Origin of the sequence: Winogradskyella epiphytica, assembly GCF_003217215.1 — a bacterium.
In the GTDB taxonomy this organism is placed as follows: domain Bacteria; phylum Bacteroidota; class Bacteroidia; order Flavobacteriales; family Flavobacteriaceae; genus Winogradskyella; species Winogradskyella epiphytica.
The window spans coordinates 141756-161686 of record NZ_QJTD01000003.1; the positions used below are offsets into that span (position 1 = coordinate 141756).

Genomic DNA, 19931 nt, shown 5'->3' on the forward strand with positions numbered 1-19931 from the left:
TTAGTTAGGTTAGAGTTTTAAAGATAAGAATTTAAGTTTATAGGAAAATTTATACGGGTATTTTAACATTTATGACTAGCCTAATCTTGAGAAAATTAGTCTTACAAAGGTTGGTTGTCGTAATAATTGACCAATAAAGCTACAACGTAACTATAGCTTCTCATTCCAGCCGATTGATTATTAGCTTTTAGAAAATTGTCAAAGGTTGATGCAAAAAGTGGTTCTATTGGGTTTTCGTAAGAGACCCAAAAATCGCGTACCTCTTGGTAGTTTTTCAAAATACCTTTATTCACGGTAAGAACTATAGCATTATATACATTAGGGTCTCTTCTGAAAATTTCAGCTAGACAATGTTGTAGAGCGAAAGTATAACCGGAATATTTGAAGTAGATATCTTTATTGTGAATTGCAGCCAAACTTCCTATGAAATTGGCTTCATTTTCTGCGGCATAACCTAACTGATGCGCCGCTTCGTGAGAAGCTGTGGTTGGAAATTTGTAGGTGGGAATCATCCCATCAACCTGAGCTTCATTTGTAAAGGGGTTTAAGTAACCCGAAAAGCCCATATAAGTAAGTGGTATAGAATAAATCGATTTTTTGATACTACTAGGTTTATATTTTAAATGTGGATACGTTTCTGATAGTGCTTCATAACCATCTTTGACTTTATCAATAATCTCAGCTTTTGAATATGGCATATCGACTTTCAATGTGTCATTTTTAGCTAATTCCTTATGAAGGCTATTCGATTTTTGAATTAATTTTTTAGTAAATGAAACTAATTGTTCAGAAGTATAATCGGCATCAATATTTAAAGACTGATTAAGTGGTAGTCTATAATAATTAAAAGCCCAAAGTATGTGAAAAGCGAAATAGGCAATGGATAAAGTGGCTCCAATATCTAATAGCCAATTTAAAGTGTCTTTAAGAATGCGTTTTCTATTAATAAGTAGCCACCTTATGATATAAATACCAGCTAAAGTGTAAAGAATATCACCCATCGAAAAAGGAATCCAACCAAAGGCGTAGCGCATCAGTTTTGAAAGAAAAACATAAAGTCCGTTACTGTAGAATTGTTCAACAAATTCGGGATAATGCTTTAAGATGGAAATCAAAATAATTTGAATTCCGAAGAAAATAACTAAAGCTAGTTTTTTGTTTTTGCGCATGATTCAAAAATAGGAAAAAGATTGGATTGAAATATGATATTTCATGTAAAGGGTCTAGAGGTATTGTTTAAAAAAGTGTAATGCTTTTTGTACCTTTGAAAATTAAATAAAATAGACATATGAGTTCAGAAATAAGAGCCTTAGAGCCAAAAGCATTATGGAATAAATTTGCAGACTTAAACGCTGTGCCACGACCTTCAAAAAAGGAAGAACGTGTGATTCAATTCATGAAGGATTTCGGAAATAGTTTAGGTTTAGAGACCATAGAAGATGAGGTAGGTAACGTTATTATCCGCAAGCCTGCATCTAAAGACATGGAAGATAGAAAGCCAATCGTGATGCAGTCGCATTTAGATATGGTGCATCAAAAAAACAACGATACTGTTTTCGATTTCGATAAGCAAGGTATAGAAATGTTTGTTGAAGGTGACTGGGTTAAAGCCAAAGGAACTACTCTTGGTGCTGATAACGGTTTAGGTGTTGCTACAATTATGGCAATTTTAGAAAGTGATTCAATTGCACATCCTGCCTTAGAAGCTTTATTCACTATTGATGAAGAAACGGGAATGACTGGTGCTAAAGGTTTAAAAGGAGGCTTACTTAAAGGAGAAATTCTTTTAAACTTAGATACTGAAGAGGATGACGAAATCGGTGTAGGTTGTGCAGGTGGCGTAGATGTTACGGCGACAAGAGACTATAAAGAAGAAGAAACTCCGGAGTTTAAAATTGGTTATACTATTACTGTAAAAGGTTTACAAGGAGGTCATTCAGGAATGCAAATTCACGAAGGCTTAGGAAATGCCAATAAATTAATGAACCGTTTGTTATTTGATGGTTTTGAAAATTATGGACTTCGTATTGCTGAAATAGACGGTGGAAGTTTACGTAACGCCATTCCGAGAGAAAGTAATGCTGTTGTTGCTATAGATTCTATTCATGAAGAAGCTTTTGAAGCTGAAATGAAAGCACATGTTGATGTTCTTAAAACGGAATTTAAAACGATGGAACCGGATTTAGAAATTATTGTTTCTAAAACGGAAACTCCAGAAAAAATTATGGATTTAGGCGTTCAAGAAGGATTAACAAGAGCATTATATGCAGCGCATAATGGTGTCTACCGTATGAGTCCTGATATTGAAGGTTTAGTTGAAACTTCAAATAATATAGCAAGAGTTATTGTTAAAGATGGCGCTATTAAAATTGGATGTTTAACACGTAGCTCTGTTGAAAGTACGAAACAAGATTTAGCAAATACCTTGCGTGCTGTTTTTGAATTAACAGGTTGTGAGGTTGAACTTTCTGGTGATTATCCAGGTTGGGCTCCAAATATGGATTCTGACATTTTAAAAGTAATGGTACCTATTTATGAGCGTTTAAACAATGGTGAGAAGCCAAATGTAGCCGCTTGTCACGCTGGGCTAGAATGTGGTATTTTAGGAACTAACTATCCTGAAATGGATATGATTAGTTTTGGACCGAATATTAAAGGAGCGCATTCTCCAGATGAGCGTGCTCAGATTTCTTCGGCTCAGAAGTATTGGGAATTTGTTTTAGAAATTTTAAAGAATATTCCTAAAGCTTAATGTAAAGCGTTAGAAACCATGGTTCTTTCAAGTAATCAATATTTGAAAGATAATATATCACAAAAAAAAGCAGCTAATTTAGCTGCTTTTTTTATTTAAAATAATGTTGCTTATTTCTTGATACTTACTAATTCAATATCGAAAATAAGGTTTGAACCACCAGGGATTACTGGTGGATTACCGTTTTCTCCATAGCCCAAGTAGTAAGGAATAAATACTCTCGCTTTATCTCCAATCTTCATATTAAGCATAGCTTCTCTGAAACCTGCAATTAAGCCTGCCGTTTCATTATAAGGCATATCAAAAGGGGCATAACGTCCAGCTTTATCTTGTCTTTCGTCGTATTTACCATTCTTTTTCGCAACGTCTTTCCATGTAGTCCAGAATAAGTCACCATTTTCTAAATATCCAGCACAATCAATATTTACGCGTTGAGAAGCATTTGGCTTTTCACCATTAGCTTCATGTGTAAATACCATTGCCATACCTGTAGGTGATTCAATCTTACGACCTTTTAATTCTTCATTCTTTTTTAAGAATTCAGCTTTAGAGACTTCAGCTTTTGCTTTAGCAGCTGCTCTTGCTTCTTCAGCTTTTCTTTCAGCTTCGGCTTGTGCTTCAGCTATTCGTTCTTTAATTTTTGGAAGTTCTTCAGTAAATACTTTTGGAGCATCAAATTTCTTAGCTTCAGTTCCTTTTCTAATGATATTCACTTTTAAAATAACCACATCTTCAACTGGTTTACTTCCTTGTCCAACAGTCACATCAGAAATGGCGTTTTGAACTTCGATTCCTTTCACTAATTGACCAAAAACCGTATGACAACCAACTCTAGGATTGTTACAATCTTTCATATTACCGTTTTCATCATAACCATCTAACCAAGGTGTTGGTTTTTCCGTGATAAAAAACTGAGAACTGTTGGTTCCCATTGGACCTGAATTTGCCATAGATAAAATTCCTGGCTTATCGTGTTTTAAGTCTGCTCTTAATTCATCTTCAAACTTATAACCAACATCACCACTTCCAGTACCAGTTGGATCACCAGTTTGAATCATAAAATTATTAATCACACGGTGAAAAGTAACACCATCATACAAAGGTTTGTCTTTGTATTCTTCCTTAACTAATGGATGAGTTCCTTCAGCTAAGGCCACAAAATTGGCCACCGTTACAGGAACTTTATCATAAAAGAGTTCTGCCACCATGGTATCTTTTGTGGTAATGAATTCTGCATAAATTCCATCTTTTAAATCCGGATAACGTTCTTGGCATGAAGTACTAGCCAATACTAGTAGTAATGCTAATGATGATAGCGCTTGTTTAATCATTGTTTTGTTTTATTGTGTTTAAAGTTACTTTGCAAATTAAAGGAATATTAGTTCCAATTTTATGGTCATCTCCATAATATCCAAATGCTTTTTGGGAAGGAAAAATAAAAGTTACTGTTTCTGAGGGTTTTAGTAGTTTTAAACCTTCGCGCAGACCTGTGAATAATTCTTCTTTATCCATAACGTAGGTTTTATCTATATCGTCATAGATTTCTTCACCTTCAATTGTAGAGACATCATAAGTGAAATCCACTACGTCGCCAAATTGTGGTTGGATACTGTCACCTTCGACTTTATGTACGTAAGAATACCAAAATCCGCTTTTTGAAGCGATATACTCTCTATTTGGATTGTTTTTTATAATCTCCTCAATTTGTGTTTTCTCAAGTTCGTTGAGTTTTTTATTCCGTGCGGCAGAAGCTTTTAAAAATGATCCTGATTGTACGGATTCAGGAAGCCTTGCCTCGGGCGATTTACAGCTGAAGCACAACATAGCTATGGCAGAGAGTATGAGTAGGTTTTTCATATATTGTGTTTTATGATCTGCTTTGGGTTGGGGACAGATCTTCTTTATACTGTGGTAATATACTAATAAATTTATTTATTGTAGTTGTCATATCGTCATCACTACGTCCTCCAGCAGCATTGGTATGTCCACCACCATTAAAATGAGCTCGTGACAATTCGTTCACAGAAAAGTCGCCTTTACTTCGGAGAGATATCTTTATTATATCGTCTTGTTTACTTTCAATAAAAATGGCTCCAAATATGATGCCTTCTAAGGATAACGCATAATTAACAAAACCTTCTGTATCTCCTTTTTTAAAGTTGAATTCATCTAATTCATCTTGCGTTAAAGTGATATAAGCCGTTCTTAATTCTGGAATAACTTTTAGGTTTTGCATGGCTCTTCCTAATAGTTGTAAACGACTAAAACTATTGTTGTCGTATATATTATTGTGAATTTGCGAATTATTGGCGCCTTTATCAATAAGGTTACCAATAATTTGATGTGTGCGTCTTGTTGTTGCAGGGAAACGGAAAGAACCTGTATCTGTCATTATTCCAACGTATAAACAGGTTGCGATAGTTTCATCTATTTTGTTTTCATCACCGAGCATTTCAATGAAGTTATAAACCATTTCGCAAGTTGAAGACATGGTGACATCAGAATAGGTGAATTGAGCATAATCATCTGGTTGTTGGTGATGATCTATCATTACTTTTATAGCTGAAGAGGACTCTAAAACTTCTGCCATATCATTTCCTACTCGATGAAATGCATTAAAGTCTAAGGTGAAAATTAAATCAGCTTTTTCAATAAGCGCTGTACTTTCTTCAACTTGAGATTCGAACTTCAAAACCGTATCATCTCCTGGTAACCATTTTAAAAAATCAGGATAATCATTTGGCGCAATTACTACGGCATTATGATGATATAATTTTAAATAATGATATAAGCCTAAGGTAGAACCCATAGCATCGCCATCTGGATTTCTATGAGGAACAATAACAATATTTTTGGGAGTGTTTAATAAAGCTTTTATTTCAGGAATTTGAGTTTTGATCATGCTTCTTGCTTTTCCAAATATGATATATTCAGAATTGATTTATTGGGTTGATATGACCTAAATTTGTCTAAAGAATAGATTTTGTCATAGATGGCGAATATACAATTTATTAGAGTAATGATTGAAAAGCTATTTCAATTTTATACTGTTTTTAACAGGATTAGAAAGATGGATTTTGTGTTTTGAATTGGATGATTATCAGTGCCAAGTTTCATTTTTAAAGAGAAAAGCATGAATGGAATATTAGGAAAATAAAGCTGTAGTTATAGTATTGTTATTTCTTTAAAATAGATTACTTTTGCACCTCATTAAAAAAAAGATTTATGGCAACTAACAGAACATTTACAATGTTAAAGCCAGATGCTGTTGAAAAAGGACACATTGGCGCAATATTAGAAAAGATTTCAGCTTCAGGATTTAGAATCGTAGCAATGAAATTAACACAAATGACTAAGGCAGATGCTGAGGAATTTTACGCAATACACAGTGAACGTCCGTTCTTTGGTGAGTTAGTAGAATATATGACTCGTGGTCCTATTGTAGCGGCAATTTTAGAAAAAGAAAACGCAGTTGAAGATTTTAGAACTTTAATCGGTGCTACTAATCCTGCTGATGCTGCAGAAGGTACTATCCGTAAATTATACGCAGCTTCTATAGGTGAAAACGCTGTTCACGGAAGTGATAGTGATGAAAACGCAGCTATTGAAGGTGCTTTCCATTTCGCTGGAAGAGATATGTTTTAATAAAAGACATGCTTATTATATAAAAAGACCATCTAAACAGATGGTCTTTTTTTGATATATACTATACATAAGTAAACCTCCTACTAGAGTTTTAATGGTTTTTACAAAATCTTATAGAAAAACGTTAAGACAACCAGGAGGTGTAGTGCGGAAGATTTACACTGTGATATATTTATTCGCAATGCTTAGCTTTAATTTTCTGAAGGTGTTTAGTGTTCTCAATTTCTAATCCGTAAGACTCTGCTGTTTTTATATTCTCACAAGCAATATCAAATGAATCTTGATAATAGTACACCATAGCTAAGTTGGCATATAATGAAGGTAAAGTAGAATCTAATTTAATGCCCTCTTTTAAATCGCTAATTGCTTCTGAGTCATGACTTAGTTTGTAATGTAGTAAGCCACGATTGTTATAAAATTCAGGATAATTTGGATCAATAGTTATTGCAGTATCGAGTAAAGCTACAGCCCTTTCTAGTTGGTTAATCCGCGCGTAAGCTTCAGAGAGGTTAAAGAGTAAATATAGATTTTTAGGTTCAAGCTTTTTGCCTTGCTCAAACATGTCTATAGCCGCTGGATAGTTGTTTTGTTTTAAATATGCATTACCTTTTTTGCTTAGTAGCTTTGTTTCTTCTAACTCAAATGAGAATGGTATAGTTTTATAGTAACTTAAAGTTTCACCATATCTATTGTGCCACGATTGTGGAATATAATGCCGTGGTGCCTCATTAAATTCAAAAGCAAATAAAGGAAGTGTTAGAATGAGATATAGTACAGTAACTATGCTTTGTTTTATCTGCTTTGCTTTCTCCGTCAGTAAGTAAATAATAGAAGTAATTATAAAAACAGGGACTATAACCAGGGCAGGATAATCTCCAATAGAATGAAATAAGTACTTTGAAAATAAAGAAAGAGTCATTAATATTATCAGAATATTCAAAACGATAATTTTTACCGAATATTTATTTTGTAGGCTTTTAACCACTTGTCTAATCTGAAAAATCAAAACTCCAAGAAAACCAAGGCTTATAAGTATATTACTCATGAAAAAATCAAATGTCCTTAGAATAATTCCTATAGGTATGAGGGTAATAATAAAAAAGAAAAGTGCATTCCTCATAGTAATTAAAATCTTGTAGGATTTAAAGTCTTGATAATCATTTGGTTTGCTAATATTTTTTAATCTTCATCATCTATTCGGTTATCGTCAAAAGCTGATGGTAATAACTTAGGAATAAACTTCACGAATAAAGGTAATAGGAGCATTCCACCAGGTAGCATGAAAATTGCTAAACTTGGCATGGACTTAAAAATATCCATTAATTGCGCTTGGATTTTCTTTTGCTCTTCGTCTGTGAGATTTCGTTGTGTAGATTGCGTTAATAAGTATAAGGCTTCTTTACTTTCAGACAACTCTTGAATTAAGCGCTTACTATTTCTAGTAATAAGTCTGGTGACCACTTTACTACTGTTGTCATAGAAACTTTGTGCTAAGTTTTTCGAACTTAAAAACGCAACATCTTGCTTATGTTCGTCATAAAACAAATTGATATCGTTTACGGATTCTGCAATCACTTCGCCATCTAAATCTAAATCCTTTTTTAATTGAATTAAGAACTGTCGCTCTTCGGTGTCAATAATCTTATCCGTCCAAGACGCCATACATACCAAATCAATAACATATAGTTTTTCTAATGGTGTATTGATAAAGGAAACCGCTTTATTATAAGTAGGCAGTTCGGAGTTTTTATGTCGGATAGAACCTTCAAATAGTTTGATAAGATTATCGTCGTACTCTGTTTTTACAGACTTATTATCAATAACAAAGAAAACTATAGTCTCTAATGCCGATTCAAGAGTATTGACGTAGTCTCTAATATGGCTTTCATCTTTCAAAAATCGGTGATAGCCTAAAACATCAACGAATAACAATGCATTAATTAAAAAATAACTAAAGCTCTTCGAAATAAAGTTATCTTCAATATGAATACGCTTATGTATAATCTGCTCTAGGAGACTATCGGGTTTATTATTTCCAAAAAGTTCTAAAAAGAATGAACGTTTGTGATCATCTATAGATTTATAATAGCGAATTAAACTATTTATAAATTCTTCTTTAGGATTTTCCTGATTATAGATATAATAAAAGGTGAGGAGTAGGTTGGTTTTACAACGTTCTTCCTCAGTAAGAGCAAAAGGTTTAACAAGGTCTAAAACCACTTTTATGTTACTACCATAAATAAAACCAGTTTGTTTTAATTTATCATAAAACACAGTAGTCTCTGTTTCAGAATATTTGGTTTCAGAAACCTGTTTAAGTAATTTTTTTATCCAGCCACTAGCAGAAGGATTCATAGCCTTATAATTATAGTATAAAGATACTTTTTATCTTTAATAATTTAAATCATTTCGAAATTATTCAAAAAAAGATAACACTGAATAAATTTTCTAACTCTCGTAAAGGTTTGAACTTATATACCTTCCTAAAAATAACACCATTTTAACGTTCTAACAGTTTCAAATCGACTTTTAAATTCTGTATTTTTATCACCTTATACAAAACAACAAAATATGAAGAAATTATCTCTAACAATTATTGCCTTTATTATCTCCTTTTCGTCGGCGATGGCAAATGAAGGCATGTGGTTTTTAATGCATATCGATCGATTGAATCATCGAGATATGCAAAAAATGGGTTTACAATTAACTGCTGAAGAAATTTACAGCATTAACAATCATAGTTTAAAAGATGCAATAGTGCAGTTTAATGGTGGTTGTACGGCAAGTATCGTTTCAGATAGCGGATTGGTTTTAACTAATCACCACTGTGGTTATAGTGCTATTGCAGAATTATCTACTGCAGAACAAAATCACTTAAAGAATGGTTTCTGGGCTGGTTCTTTAGCTGAAGAAATGAAGCCAGAAAGCTTATATGTTCGCTTTTTCGTAAGAATGGACGATGTTTCTAAACGTATTTTATCTCTTGTTAATGATAACATGAGCGAAAAAGAACGTGAAGCAACTATTAATAGAGAGATTGCTAAAATTGAGCAAGAAAATAATGAGGGTGGAAAATACACCGTTTCAGTTCGTTCTTTCTTTCAAGGAAACGAGTATTACTACTTTGTATACGAAGATTATAAAGATGTTCGTTTAGTAGGAACTCCTCCAGAAAGTGTTGGTAAATACGGTGGTGACACTGATAACTGGGAATGGCCAAGACATACAGGAGATTTTTCATTATTCAGAGTTTATGCTGATGAAGATGGAAATCCTGCTGAATATTCAACGGATAATGTGCCATTAAAAGCAAAGTATCACTTACCTGTTAATATCGATGGTGTAAAGGAAAATGACTTCGCTATGATTTTAGGCTATCCTGGTAGAACAAACCGTTGGATGCCTGCTCAAGGTGTAGAGCAAAACGTAAAATACGCATATCCTGCTTGGGTTGAAGGCTCAAAATTAAGCATGGATGTGATGAAAAAATACATGGAAGAAGACGAAGCTATCAACTTAATGTATGCGTCGTCTTATGCAAGTATTGCAAACTACTGGAAAAACAGAGGCGGAATGATTGAAGCCTTAACCGAACATAAAACAGTAGAAAAAAAGACGAAAACTGAAAATAAATTTGCGAAGTGGGCTAAGAAAAAAGCAAACAGAGACAAATACGGAAAGGTTATCGAAAACATCAATAATTACTACAGCTTAACTAACGAAAAAGCAAAACAATCTAATTACCTATTAGGAATGTTACGTTCAAGTAAGTTTGCTGTTTTACCTTACAGATTAGGATCTGCTTTAAAACATTATGCAGGCGCTGATGAGGCTGAACGTAAAAATCTTTTACCAAGATTACAGTCTTTAATTGAAGGGTCTTACAAAGGTTTCCATTTACCTTTAGAAGAAGAAGTATTGGCTAAGCAATTAGGTTTATTGGCTTCAAAATCTAACTATTCTTTACCAGAAATAGTTTCAGAAATAGGAGAGAAGTACAACAACGATTTTACAGCTTATACAAAAGCGATTTTTGACTTAAGTATGTTTACGTCTAAAGAAGGTGTAGAAGCATTTTTAGAATATCCTGATATGGCTATTTTAGAAAATGATCCATTATTGAAGTTATCTACCCAATTATTAGATAAATACAGAGAACAACCGGAAAGTTTAGAGCAAGCGGAAAACGATTTTCAAGCGTCTTTTAGATTGTTAGTACAAGGTTTACGTGAGTCTGGATTAAGTAATATTCAATATCCTGATGCGAACTCTACTTTGCGTTTATCTTACGGAAAAGTGAGAGCTTTACCTGCAGATAAGAGAAACGATGCTAAGGTAAATAATTATACAACGTTTAAAGGTATGATTAAAAAATACAAGCCAAATGATGCTGAGTTTGATTTAGAGCAAAAGATGTTAGATGCTTACGAAGCAAAAGATTATGGGCGTTATGCTAACGAATTAGGCGAACTATCCATCAACTTCTTAACAGATAACGATATTACTGGAGGAAACTCAGGATCGCCAGTAATTAACGGAAATGGTGAGGTTATTGGTTTAGCTTTTGATGGAAACATTGAAGCTATGGCAGGAGATGTAATTTTCGATTCTAACTTACAACGTACCATCAATGTTGATATTAGATATGTACTTTGGCTAATTGATAAGTACTCTAATGCAAAGCATATTGTAGATGAGTTAACTATTGTTTCAAAGCGTAAATAATAGCAAGTTTATATAGTTAAAAAGCGACCTGAAATTCAGGTCGCTTTTTTTTTGCCATGGATTAAAGACTTAGAAATGTTTTAAGAACTTAATACCTCTTTCCATCGACCAGTTTCTGCAAACTCTTTAACTACTTGATTTCTTTTAGTCAGTAGCTGAGTCATATACTTTTTTAAAATTATTTTGTCGAAAAGCTGTCCTAAAAGACCAAATGGAGATTCATAAACGAATATATCTGTCATTAATGTGCCTTCGTTTGTTTTAATAAAATGATGTTCATGTCTAAACCCTTTAAATGCACCTTTGGTCATTTCGTCTACGAAGTAAAAAGGTGAATTAAACGCTGTGACTTTAGATGTTAAATTCTGATATACTCCAAAATGCCTTGCTCGCCAAGTCACACTTTCATTCAATCTAATCAACCCCGTTGTTTTTCCAGCAATTGCTTCTTCATAGGTTTGAGCGGTAGAAATTTTGTGTAAATCAATAGATCTTGAAAGGTCAAATACAATTTTTATATCAGCATTTACCTGTGTTTTAATTTCAATTCGAGGCATATATAATAATGATTAAGTATGGGCACATCTTGGCAGAAACTTTCATAAAAAAACCACCAAGCATAAGCAAGGTGGTTCATTATATTTTGTTGGATTTTATTATTTATTCAATAATACCAGCACAACCAACACGAGCACCAGCGTTACCTGTAGGCTGCGTTGTGAAATCATCTACATCAAGGTGTACAATAATAGCTTTACCCAAAATGTCTTTAGTTTCATCGCCACATCCTATACACCACTCATCCGTAGTTTTAGTTATGGTCGCACGACCATTAGCATTGGCTGTTAAGTTACCAATATCACCTTTATGATATCCAGTTTCAGCGCCCCATTCGCCATGTGGTTGACCCGTTGGGTTCCAATGTCCTCCTGAAGAGGTTCCATCAGCGGCAGAGCAATCTGCTTTTTCATGAATATGAATCGCGTGTTCGCCTTCTTCTAAACCTGTTACCGTTCCAACCATAGTTACCATACCATCTTTCTCAGTAAAATTAATGGTTCCTTCTACCTTACTGTCGCTTTTAGGAGATAAGGTGATGCTGAGCTTTTTTTCTTTCACCGCTTCAACCATTTCTTCTGCTTGTGTAACAGTCTCTTCAACTTCAGTATTTACTTCTTCTTCTTCTTCTTCTTTTTTGTTGTCTTTACAAGCCGTGGCAAATACTACAGCAAAAGTCAATACAAATAATTTTAAAGTTTTCATTTGATAATTTATTTTTCGTTTAGATAAAAGTAGTTAGATATGTGCAGTTATCCAAGAAACTAGGGTATATGTGCTACTTAAAATTTCAATCAAGTTAAAAATTGTTTGTGCTAGAGTACTTCCGAAAGCCTTAGTATGAGTGAATTGCTATGAAATTATTCCGAGGCTTATGATAATTGTCATATTTTAAAAAAAAAGATAAGTCTAATTTTGAAGTCTAATTTTTAGGCATGAGTCAGTCATTAATTAATAAATACAACGTTGCAGGTCCACGTTATACAAGCTATCCAACTGTTCCTTATTGGGATTTAGATTCGTTTTCACTAGAACTATGGAAGGATTCTTTAAAACGGGCATTTAACGAAAGTAATAATTCAGAAGGTTTAAGTTTATATCTTCATTTACCATTTTGCGAGAGTTTGTGTACTTTTTGTGGGTGTCATAAGCGAATTACTAAACGTCACGAAGTAGAATCGCCATATATAAATGCAGTTTTAAAAGAATGGCGCCTGTATCGTGAATTATTAGGGGCTACACCAAAAATCAAAGAGATGCATCTCGGTGGAGGAACACCAACCTTTTTTTCTCCAGAGAATCTACATTATTTAATCTCTGAACTTTTAAAAGATGCTGAATTAGCTGAAGATTATGAGTTCAGTTTCGAAGGGCATCCTAATAATACAACGGAAGAACATCTTCAAACCTTATTCGATTTAGGGTTTAGACGAGTGAGTTATGGGGTTCAAGATTATAACCTAAGTATTCAAAAAGCTATCAATCGTATTCAACCTTTTGAAAATGTAAAGCGTGCTACAGACTTGGCGCGTAAAATTGGTTACACCTCTGTAGGGCATGATATTATTTTTGGCTTACCATTTCAAACGGAAGCGGATGTCATTGAAACTATTAATAAAACGAAGGCTTTAATGCCAGACCGAATCGCCTTTTATAGTTATGCTCATGTACCGTGGATCAAAGGAAATGGACAAAGAGGTTTTAGTGAAGACGATTTGCCTACACCAGAATCTAAGCGTCAGCAGTACGAAACAGGGAAAAAACGCTTTGAAGAGGCAGGATATGTGGAAATCGGGATGGATCATTTCGCTCTAAAAACAGATTCACTTTATAAAGCGATGAAAAATAAAACCCTGCATCGAAATTTTATGGGGTATACAGCAAGTAAAACTCAAGCGATGATTGGTTTGGGCGTGTCATCTATTAGCGATAGCTGGTATGGTTTTGCGCAAAATGTTAAATCTAATGAAGAGTATTATAAATTATTAGATCAAGATATTATTCCGGTATTTAAAGGACATATTTTAAACACAGAAGATTTAGTAATAAGAAAGCATATACTTAACCTAATGTGCAATTTTGAAACCTCATGGGAGGATACCTCTTTAGTATTTGACGATTTACCTGAAGTGCTTATAAAATTAAAAGAATTTGAATCTGACGGCTTGCTCGAATTTGGTACTAAGCATGTTTTGGTAAAAGAAGAAGGTAAACCTTTTATAAGAAATATATGTATGGCCTTTGATGTGTTATTGCAACGAAATAAGCCAAACACTCAGTTGTTTTCTATGACCATTTAATAAATAAGAATTTATAATAAGGTGTTTAAAAAATTCCTTTTAATAAGCCTTAGTTAAAATAATAGACCATGAAAAAAATAATTATTCCTGTAGATTTTTCGGAGTATTCAGAATATGCTCTTGAAGCTGCCGCTAATTTAGGTCGGAAGTTTGGTGCTGAACTTATTGTAGTTCACATGTTAGAATTATCAAATGCTGTTTTGTCGTCGGGAGGACGTACACTTAGAGATGAAGCTGTATTTTATTTAAAGCTTGCTGAACAAAAATTCGAAAAGTTTTTAGACAAACCTTATTTAGAAGGCTTGAAAATTACACCTGTGGTAAAACATTTTAAAGTTTGGAGTGAATTAAATGAAATTGCTAAAGAACATGAGGCGAGTTTTATTGTGATGGGATCTCAAGGCACAAGTGGATTAAAAGGTGTATTAGTAGGCTCAAATACTGAAAAAGTAGTTCGGCATTCAGATATTCCCGTATTGGTAATCAAACATAATCCCATCTTATTAGAATTTGAGAATGGGGTATTTGCTAGTGATTTTTCTGAAGCAGCCATTGAACCTTATCTAAAAGCAAAACAAACATTTGATAGCATGGGGACAAATATGCATTTGGTATATGTGAACACGCCTGATGGTAACTTTAGGAGTTCCTCTGAAATAGATAAACGTGTTGCTGAGTTTTTAAAGAAAGGAGATGGCGATCTAAAAAATTTAAATAAAGTCCGTGTGGTCTCGGATTACACTATAGAAAAAGGCATTTTAAACTGCGCTAATGTCACTGGGGCGGATTTGATTGCAGTGGCAACACATGGAAGAAAAGGATTGTCACATTTTTTTGAAGGAAGTATCTCTGAAGATATCGCAAATCACTCTACCTTACCTGTAATGACTTTTAAAATTTAATCGAATTGTTTGTTTAGTTGTTAGTTTAGGGGGTAACAATTCATAAACACCAAGTGATTTCTTGGTGTTTTTTTATGCCTTTAAATTGAAAATAGAAACGGTGAATTATAACATTTTGGACTAAGTTTATTTTACATTCTGTTTTATTATTCTGACACTTTCTGTTATTGAATAAAGACCTATAATTCATTGTTGTAATTCTTGTTGTTGAGTTATGTGGCTTATAATTATGTTGTTATGTTTTGTTTTTGTAACTAAAAAATGAAGATTTTAACTACATTTTACTATCTTGATTGTTGTATTTACGGTGAAAATATTCTTTAGATGATAAAAATCATATTTTCATAACAGCCACTAGTTTATTTTTGTCTTATTAGGATGAAAAACTCCTAATTTAAAAATGAACACTAAATAAGAACAACCAAAACCGAAACTAAAGATGAAAAACATCAAATTATTATTAGGCACTGCAATAGCAGGAGCCCTTTTTCTTACCTCTTGTAAGGGGAACGAGAATAACGAACCAACCAACAACTCAGACATATCTGTGTCGAGAGAAATGGTAGCAGAGCTAACTGCTCCTCCTCATGTACCAACGCCAATTGGAAGACGTAAAGCCAAGAAGCTTAAAGTAAATATGGAAATCCTTGAACAAGAAGGTGAATTAACCGATGGGGTGAGATATAATTATTGGACATTTGGAGGGTCTGTTCCAGGAAGTTTTATTAGGACTAGAGTAGGCGATGAAGTAGAATTTACTTTATCAAATCACCCAGACAACAAATTGCCTCATAACATCGACCTACATGCGGTAACAGGCCCAGGAGGAGGTGCAGAGTCTTCTTTTGTTGCGCCAGGATTTGAAAAAACCTTTTCATTTAAAACCTTAAATCCAGGACTTTTTGTTTACCACTGTGCTACAGCGCCAGTTGGGATGCATATTGCTAATGGAATGTATGGTTTAATTTTAGTGGAACCAGAAGGAGGTTTACCACCAGTAGATAAGGAATACTACATCATGCAAGGTGATTTTTATACAAAAGGAAAAAATGGAGAAAGGGGATTACAACCTTTCGATATGCAGAAGGCAGTTGATGAAAATGCCGATTACGTAGTTTTTAATGGTAGTGTTGATGGTTTAACTGGAGACAATGCTATTACAGCTAAGGTTGGTGAAACTGTAAGACTATATGTTGGTAATGGTGGTCCAAATTTAGTATCATCTTTTCATGTTATTGGAGAAATATTTGACAAAGTTTATGTTGAAGGTGGAGACCTAATTAACGAAAATATTCAAACAACACTTATTCCTGCAGGTGGGGCTGCTATTGTTGAATTTAGGGTAGATGTTCCTGGGTCTCTTGTTCTAGTTGATCACTCTATATTTAGAGCATTTAATAAAGGTGCTTTAGGAATTCTTAATGTGGAGGGTGAAGAAAATAAGAAAATCTATTCTGGCGAACTTCGTGAAGGTATTTATTTACCAGAAGGACCTGGAATCCAAAGTATGCCTACCACAGATGAAATTGTTGAATCTGAAGTACCTGCGAAATCAATGGAAGAACAAATGAAATTTGGTAAACAAGTATATATGCAAACCTGTTTTGCTTGTCACCAAGGAGAAGGTCAAGGAATTGCAAATGCATTCCCTCCATTAGCTAAATCAGATTACCTAAACGCTGATGTAGATCGTGCAATAAGTGCGGTTGTACACGGACTTAGCGGTGAGATCACTGTAAACGGTAATAAATACAATAGCGTAATGACGAGACAAATGATTTCTTCTGAAGAGGTTGCGAATGTATTGACATATGTTTATAATAGTTGGGGCAATAATGGTACTGTTGTCACCAAGGAAATGGTTGAAAAAGTAAAAAATAAATAATATAAAATATGAAAACCAGAGTCTTTAGCTTGTTATTAGTGTGTTTAGCCTTTCCATCTTTAATGTTTGGACAAGCTAAAGACATGGTTCTTATAGAAGGAAGTCGTTATCTACCATTATATGGTAGAGATTCTACAGTCGTTGAGGTTAAGGACTTTAAAATGGATATTTATCCCGTGAGTGTTGAGGAATATATAACTTTTTTAAAAGAAAATCCGAAATGGCGAAAGTCTAAGGTAAAAGGATTGTTTGCAGACAAAAGTTATTTGGCGCATTGGGAATCTGATTTTAAAATGAAAGATTCTGTAAATCCAAATAGTCCCATTACTAATGTATCGTGGTTTGCGGCAAAAGCGTATTGCGAGTGTCAAGATAAACGTTTACCTACAGTAGATGAATGGGAATATGTGGCGATGGCAGATGAAATCACAAAAGATGCACGGGTTAAACCTGAATATAATGCGAGAATCCTAGCCTGGTACGAGCAACCTCGAAAAGAACTCATTATCGGGGAAACTGAAAAAAATGTTTGGGGTGTTTACGACTTACATGGTTTGGTTTGGGAGTGGACTCTAGATTTTAATTCGGTATTAATCACTGGAGAATCTAGAAAGGATAGTGATAAAGATAGTAACTTATTTTGTGGATCTGCTTCAATAAATGCAACTGATTTAATGAATTATGCAGCTTTTATGCGTTACGCCATTAGAGGAAGTTTAAAGGCAAAAAATTCAATGAAAAACTTAGGGTTTCGTTGCGTTCAAGATATTAAAGACTAAAAGAAATGAAATATATTAAAACCATAATGACAGTAATGATGTTGCTTATCGTAGTAACATCTTGTGATTCGAACAAATCGAAAAATTCTCAACAGGAAATTGCGGTTTATCAATGTCCTATGCAATGTGAAGGTGATAAGACCTACTCTGAAAACATAAGCTGTCCTATTTGTAAAATGGATTTGGAATTGGTTGAAGAACAATCACCAAAAGTGACGTCTGATACTGAAATTTCGGATGAGTCCATATTCAACCTTACAAGTCAATGGCATACTGAGGAGGGTGAAGAAATTCAGCTTGAAGATTTAAAAGGTAAAACTTTGGTTATGGTGATGATATATACATCTTGTAAAGCAGCTTGTCCAAGATTGGTCGCGGATATGAGAAATATTGAAGCTAAAATTCCTAAAGAGAACTTAAAAAATCTTCAATTTGTATTGGTAAGTATAGATCCAACTGTAGATACACCAGAACGTTTAAAAGATTTTGCCATAGAAAATGTTATGGACGATGAACATTGGACATTCCTACAAGGTACAGAAAGTGGGGTAAGAGAATTTGCTAATGTACTTTCTGTAAAATACAAAGAGATTTCACCAATAGATTTTTCACACTCAAATATTATAAGTGTATTTAATGCCGAAGGTGAGCTAATGCATCAACAAGAAGGCTTAGGTGTAGATAATAAAGAAACTATTGAAACTATTCTTCAGCTTACAAACTAAATCTAAAGCAACAATTTAAGATTGTATTAATCTTAGTGTATTACTTCCAAAATTCATCAGTCAAGTTGTCTTCAAAGGCTTCTGGTTGATGAATTTTCTCTATTTGAAGCAGTTCTTCTTCCGTTGCTATTTTTTGAATCTCTGGGAAGAGTACTCGTTCTTCAAATCGAATATGTTGATCTAACTTTTCTTCAATTCTATTTAGTGTCTTTACATCATCACCCGTTTCTTCAAATAAACGTTTTAAGCGTCTGTGATCAGCTAAAGCACGTTTAATTAAATCGTTTTCAGCATCTAGAATAGGGAAGATGTGGGCTTCTTCAATTTCGAAATGCGGAATTAAATGGTTTTCATAAAACCAATTTGCATATACTCTAATGCGTTCTGGCTCTATATCTTTACTAAAGCCTGATCGGATTTTCCAAGATAATAATAAACCATGATGATGTTCTCTACTTAAGGGTTGTAAAGCTTTATGTCGTTTTTGAGGTTTAGGTTGCATTGTTTTTTGTGTTTAAAAATGTGAACTAAAATTAAGCCGATGCCTAAGGGTAATAAGAGACTAAAAATGAATAATAATAGGTGATAATGTGTAATTAGTCCGCTTCCTATATAAAACATTCCGCCTTGAACTAATAGAAGTAATTCCGTTAGAATAAAGCCTATGAGAAAGCTATAAATACCTAAATATAAGGTTTTAGAATGACCAACCACGCTTGAATTAAGAATAAAAGAAAATAGGAAACCTGAGATGACGCCAAGCATCAATAAATGTATAAATCCAATTACAAAATTTCGTTGGTAGAAAACTGTTTGTGCAAATTCTGGTAGAATGGTAACGATTTGAAAGAGAACTTTCAATATAAAGCAAACTACGGTGAAAACATACATGAGATAGAGTAGTTTAGAATGCTTGTTTGTAACGATATTCTGCTTAGGCGATACGATTTTTAAGAATAGTATAAGCATTGCTATTTGCAATAAAACGCCAATTGTATTAATCCATATTAAGGCATCATGAGGGCTAAACCAATGAATTGGTAAAGCCATCGTTAGAATGGTTGACCCTATTAAAACATAGAAAAAGTTTTTAAATACCGACGAATATTCAATTTTAAGTAAATGAAAAAGAACAGCTATAACCGCAATTAAAAACCAACCATTAAATTGAAAATGTAAAAAGAATTGGATCGCAGTTTGATAAAAAGCTGAGGTAGATCCTAAAGTTACTACAGCAGGACCTAAGCACCATACTCCAAAGGTGGATAAAACCATGAAAGCCAGTGACGCTTTTATGAGCAAACTTGTAGCTTTGGATTCTGTTTCGTGATGTTTCCAGATAAGATAGGCAAAGTAGTAACTACAAAAAATATGTAAGGTCGAAAAACTAATTGAAATCGCTTCGTAGCCTTGAATAGGAAAGCTAATCATCATTCCTAGTACGGCAATTTCGGTAATCCAAAACAAACGGTTATAAGGCTTGGTTTTATTTGGTATAAAGTAATGAACGTATAAGGTAAAAATCATCAAATAGACCCAGCCTAACATAGCCACGTGAGAATGGGCATGCGTCAGGAATCTATAATTAATACCAATTGGTTCTAAAAAGGAATAACGCAGCGCTAATCCCATAAGGGCTGCGACTAAAAAATTACTCAAA

Annotated in this window: 18 protein-coding genes; 8 read left to right on the forward strand and 10 right to left on the reverse strand. The window is 33.8% G+C overall.

All coding sequences use genetic code 11. From position 1 onward, the window contains the following. Positions 1 to 101: 101 nt before the first annotated feature. The gene (locus DFQ11_RS09550; protein WP_110475662.1) at positions 102 to 1169 is read right to left on the reverse strand and encodes a DUF3810 domain-containing protein; all 1068 of its coding nucleotides are present in this window, start codon (positions 1167 to 1169) and stop codon (positions 102 to 104) included. 119 nt (positions 1170 to 1288) lie between these two features. On the opposite strand from DFQ11_RS09550, the gene DFQ11_RS09555 reads away from it, so the two are divergent. Beyond that, positions 1289 to 2752 (forward strand): aminoacyl-histidine dipeptidase, encoded by a 1464-nt coding sequence (locus tag DFQ11_RS09555; RefSeq protein WP_110475663.1) that lies wholly within the window; start codon positions 1289 to 1291, stop codon positions 2750 to 2752. Positions 2753 to 2862: 110 nt separating this feature from the next. On the opposite strand, the gene DFQ11_RS09560 is transcribed toward DFQ11_RS09555, so the two are convergent. Genes DFQ11_RS09560 through DFQ11_RS09570 form a run of 3 tightly spaced genes read right to left on the reverse strand, consistent with a single transcriptional unit; the run spans position 2863 to position 5654 of the window. Next, the gene (locus DFQ11_RS09560) at positions 2863 to 4083 is read right to left on the reverse strand and encodes a peptidylprolyl isomerase (RefSeq protein WP_110475664.1); all 1221 of its coding nucleotides are present in this window, start codon (positions 4081 to 4083) and stop codon (positions 2863 to 2865) included. Further along, positions 4076 to 4609: a gliding motility-associated peptidyl-prolyl isomerase GldI gene (gene gldI / locus DFQ11_RS09565; protein ID WP_110475665.1), complete on the reverse strand. Its 534-nt coding sequence runs from the start codon at positions 4607 to 4609 to the stop codon at positions 4076 to 4078. The genes DFQ11_RS09560 and gldI overlap by 8 nt, the downstream gene beginning before the upstream one ends. 10 nt (positions 4610 to 4619) lie before the next feature. After that, a complete protein-coding gene (locus DFQ11_RS09570) occupies positions 4620 to 5654 on the reverse strand; it encodes a DHH family phosphoesterase (RefSeq protein ID WP_110475666.1) in 1035 nt (344 codons plus the stop codon). Positions 5655 to 5977: 323 nt separating this feature from the next. On the opposite strand from DFQ11_RS09570, the gene DFQ11_RS09575 reads away from it, so the two are divergent. Continuing rightward, the gene (locus DFQ11_RS09575; protein WP_110475667.1) at positions 5978 to 6397 is read left to right on the forward strand and encodes a nucleoside-diphosphate kinase; all 420 of its coding nucleotides are present in this window, start codon (positions 5978 to 5980) and stop codon (positions 6395 to 6397) included. A 172-nt stretch (positions 6398 to 6569) separates the two neighbouring features. Here DFQ11_RS09575 and DFQ11_RS09580 read toward each other — a convergent pair whose 3' ends face one another. After that, positions 6570 to 7517, reverse strand: coding sequence for a tetratricopeptide repeat protein (locus DFQ11_RS09580; protein ID WP_110475668.1), 948 nt, complete (start codon positions 7515 to 7517; stop codon positions 6570 to 6572). Between the two features lie 59 nt (positions 7518 to 7576). Then, entirely contained in the window at positions 7577 to 8752 is a 1176-nt protein-coding gene (locus DFQ11_RS09585) for an LETM1-related biofilm-associated protein (RefSeq protein ID WP_110475669.1), read from the reverse strand. Between the two features lie 216 nt (positions 8753 to 8968). Here DFQ11_RS09585 and DFQ11_RS09590 point away from each other — a divergent pair, with 216 nt between their 5' ends. Next, entirely contained in the window at positions 8969 to 11122 is a 2154-nt protein-coding gene (locus tag DFQ11_RS09590) for a S46 family peptidase (RefSeq protein ID WP_110475670.1), read from the forward strand. Between the two features lie 80 nt (positions 11123 to 11202). Here the strand turns inward: DFQ11_RS09590 and DFQ11_RS09595 are convergent, their stop codons facing one another. Further along, the gene (locus DFQ11_RS09595) at positions 11203 to 11679 is read right to left on the reverse strand and encodes an SRPBCC family protein (RefSeq protein WP_110475671.1); all 477 of its coding nucleotides are present in this window, start codon (positions 11677 to 11679) and stop codon (positions 11203 to 11205) included. A gap of 103 nt (positions 11680 to 11782) precedes the next feature. Next, the gene (locus DFQ11_RS09600; RefSeq protein WP_110475672.1) at positions 11783 to 12385 is read right to left on the reverse strand and encodes a superoxide dismutase family protein; all 603 of its coding nucleotides are present in this window, start codon (positions 12383 to 12385) and stop codon (positions 11783 to 11785) included. 230 nt (positions 12386 to 12615) lie between these two features. On the opposite strand from DFQ11_RS09600, the gene hemN reads away from it, so the two are divergent. The 5 genes from hemN (at position 12616) to DFQ11_RS09625 (ending at position 18271) form a co-directional block, all read left to right on the forward strand. Then, positions 12616 to 13980, forward strand: a complete 1365-nt coding sequence (gene hemN, locus DFQ11_RS09605; protein WP_110475673.1) for an oxygen-independent coproporphyrinogen III oxidase — start codon at positions 12616 to 12618, stop codon at positions 13978 to 13980. 68 nt (positions 13981 to 14048) lie between these two features. Beyond that, positions 14049 to 14882, forward strand: a complete 834-nt coding sequence (locus DFQ11_RS09610) for a universal stress protein (protein ID WP_110475674.1) — start codon at positions 14049 to 14051, stop codon at positions 14880 to 14882. Between the two features lie 439 nt (positions 14883 to 15321). Further along, positions 15322 to 16767: a copper-containing nitrite reductase gene (gene nirK, locus DFQ11_RS09615; protein ID WP_110475675.1), complete on the forward strand. Its 1446-nt coding sequence runs from the start codon at positions 15322 to 15324 to the stop codon at positions 16765 to 16767. Positions 16768 to 16775: 8 nt separating this feature from the next. Continuing rightward, complete coding sequence (locus DFQ11_RS09620; protein ID WP_110475676.1) at positions 16776 to 17546, forward strand: formylglycine-generating enzyme family protein; 771 nt, start codon at positions 16776 to 16778, stop codon at positions 17544 to 17546. A gap of 5 nt (positions 17547 to 17551) precedes the next feature. Continuing rightward, entirely contained in the window at positions 17552 to 18271 is a 720-nt protein-coding gene (locus DFQ11_RS09625) for an SCO family protein (RefSeq protein ID WP_110475677.1), read from the forward strand. Positions 18272 to 18311: 40 nt separating this feature from the next. Here DFQ11_RS09625 and DFQ11_RS09630 read toward each other — a convergent pair whose 3' ends face one another. Continuing rightward, positions 18312 to 18773: a hemerythrin domain-containing protein gene (locus DFQ11_RS09630; protein ID WP_110475678.1), complete on the reverse strand. Its 462-nt coding sequence runs from the start codon at positions 18771 to 18773 to the stop codon at positions 18312 to 18314. Beyond that, positions 18728 to 19930 (reverse strand): hypothetical protein, encoded by a 1203-nt coding sequence (locus DFQ11_RS09635; RefSeq protein WP_229791275.1) that lies wholly within the window; start codon positions 19928 to 19930, stop codon positions 18728 to 18730. Before DFQ11_RS09635 ends, DFQ11_RS09630 begins: the two co-directional genes overlap by 46 nt. Position 19931: the final 1 nt, after the last annotated feature.

Coding starts and splice junctions, on each gene's coding strand:
- DFQ11_RS09590 (WP_110475670.1), top strand. CDS start 8,969: ATGAAGAAATTATCTCTAACAATTATTGCCTTTATTATCTCCTTTTCG.
- DFQ11_RS09610 (WP_110475674.1), top strand. CDS start 14,049: ATGAAAAAAATAATTATTCCTGTAGATTTTTCGGAGTATTCAGAATAT.
- gldI (WP_110475665.1), bottom strand. CDS start 4,609: ATGAAAAACCTACTCATACTCTCTGCCATAGCTATGTTGTGCTTCAGC.
- DFQ11_RS09560 (WP_110475664.1), bottom strand. CDS start 4,083: ATGATTAAACAAGCGCTATCATCATTAGCATTACTACTAGTATTGGCT.
- DFQ11_RS09620 (WP_110475676.1), top strand. CDS start 16,776: ATGAAAACCAGAGTCTTTAGCTTGTTATTAGTGTGTTTAGCCTTTCCA.
- DFQ11_RS09555 (WP_110475663.1), top strand. CDS start 1,289: ATGAGTTCAGAAATAAGAGCCTTAGAGCCAAAAGCATTATGGAATAAA.
- DFQ11_RS09630 (WP_110475678.1), bottom strand. CDS start 18,773: ATGCAACCTAAACCTCAAAAACGACATAAAGCTTTACAACCCTTAAGT.
- DFQ11_RS09585 (WP_110475669.1), bottom strand. CDS start 8,752: ATGAATCCTTCTGCTAGTGGCTGGATAAAAAAATTACTTAAACAGGTT.
- nirK (WP_110475675.1), top strand. CDS start 15,322: ATGAAAAACATCAAATTATTATTAGGCACTGCAATAGCAGGAGCCCTT.
- DFQ11_RS09575 (WP_110475667.1), top strand. CDS start 5,978: ATGGCAACTAACAGAACATTTACAATGTTAAAGCCAGATGCTGTTGAA.
- DFQ11_RS09570 (WP_110475666.1), bottom strand. CDS start 5,654: ATGATCAAAACTCAAATTCCTGAAATAAAAGCTTTATTAAACACTCCC.
- DFQ11_RS09580 (WP_110475668.1), bottom strand. CDS start 7,517: ATGAGGAATGCACTTTTCTTTTTTATTATTACCCTCATACCTATAGGA.
- DFQ11_RS09625 (WP_110475677.1), top strand. CDS start 17,552: ATGAAATATATTAAAACCATAATGACAGTAATGATGTTGCTTATCGTA.
- DFQ11_RS09595 (WP_110475671.1), bottom strand. CDS start 11,679: ATGCCTCGAATTGAAATTAAAACACAGGTAAATGCTGATATAAAAATT.
- DFQ11_RS09600 (WP_110475672.1), bottom strand. CDS start 12,385: ATGAAAACTTTAAAATTATTTGTATTGACTTTTGCTGTAGTATTTGCC.
- hemN (WP_110475673.1), top strand. CDS start 12,616: ATGAGTCAGTCATTAATTAATAAATACAACGTTGCAGGTCCACGTTAT.
- DFQ11_RS09550 (WP_110475662.1), bottom strand. CDS start 1,169: ATGCGCAAAAACAAAAAACTAGCTTTAGTTATTTTCTTCGGAATTCAA.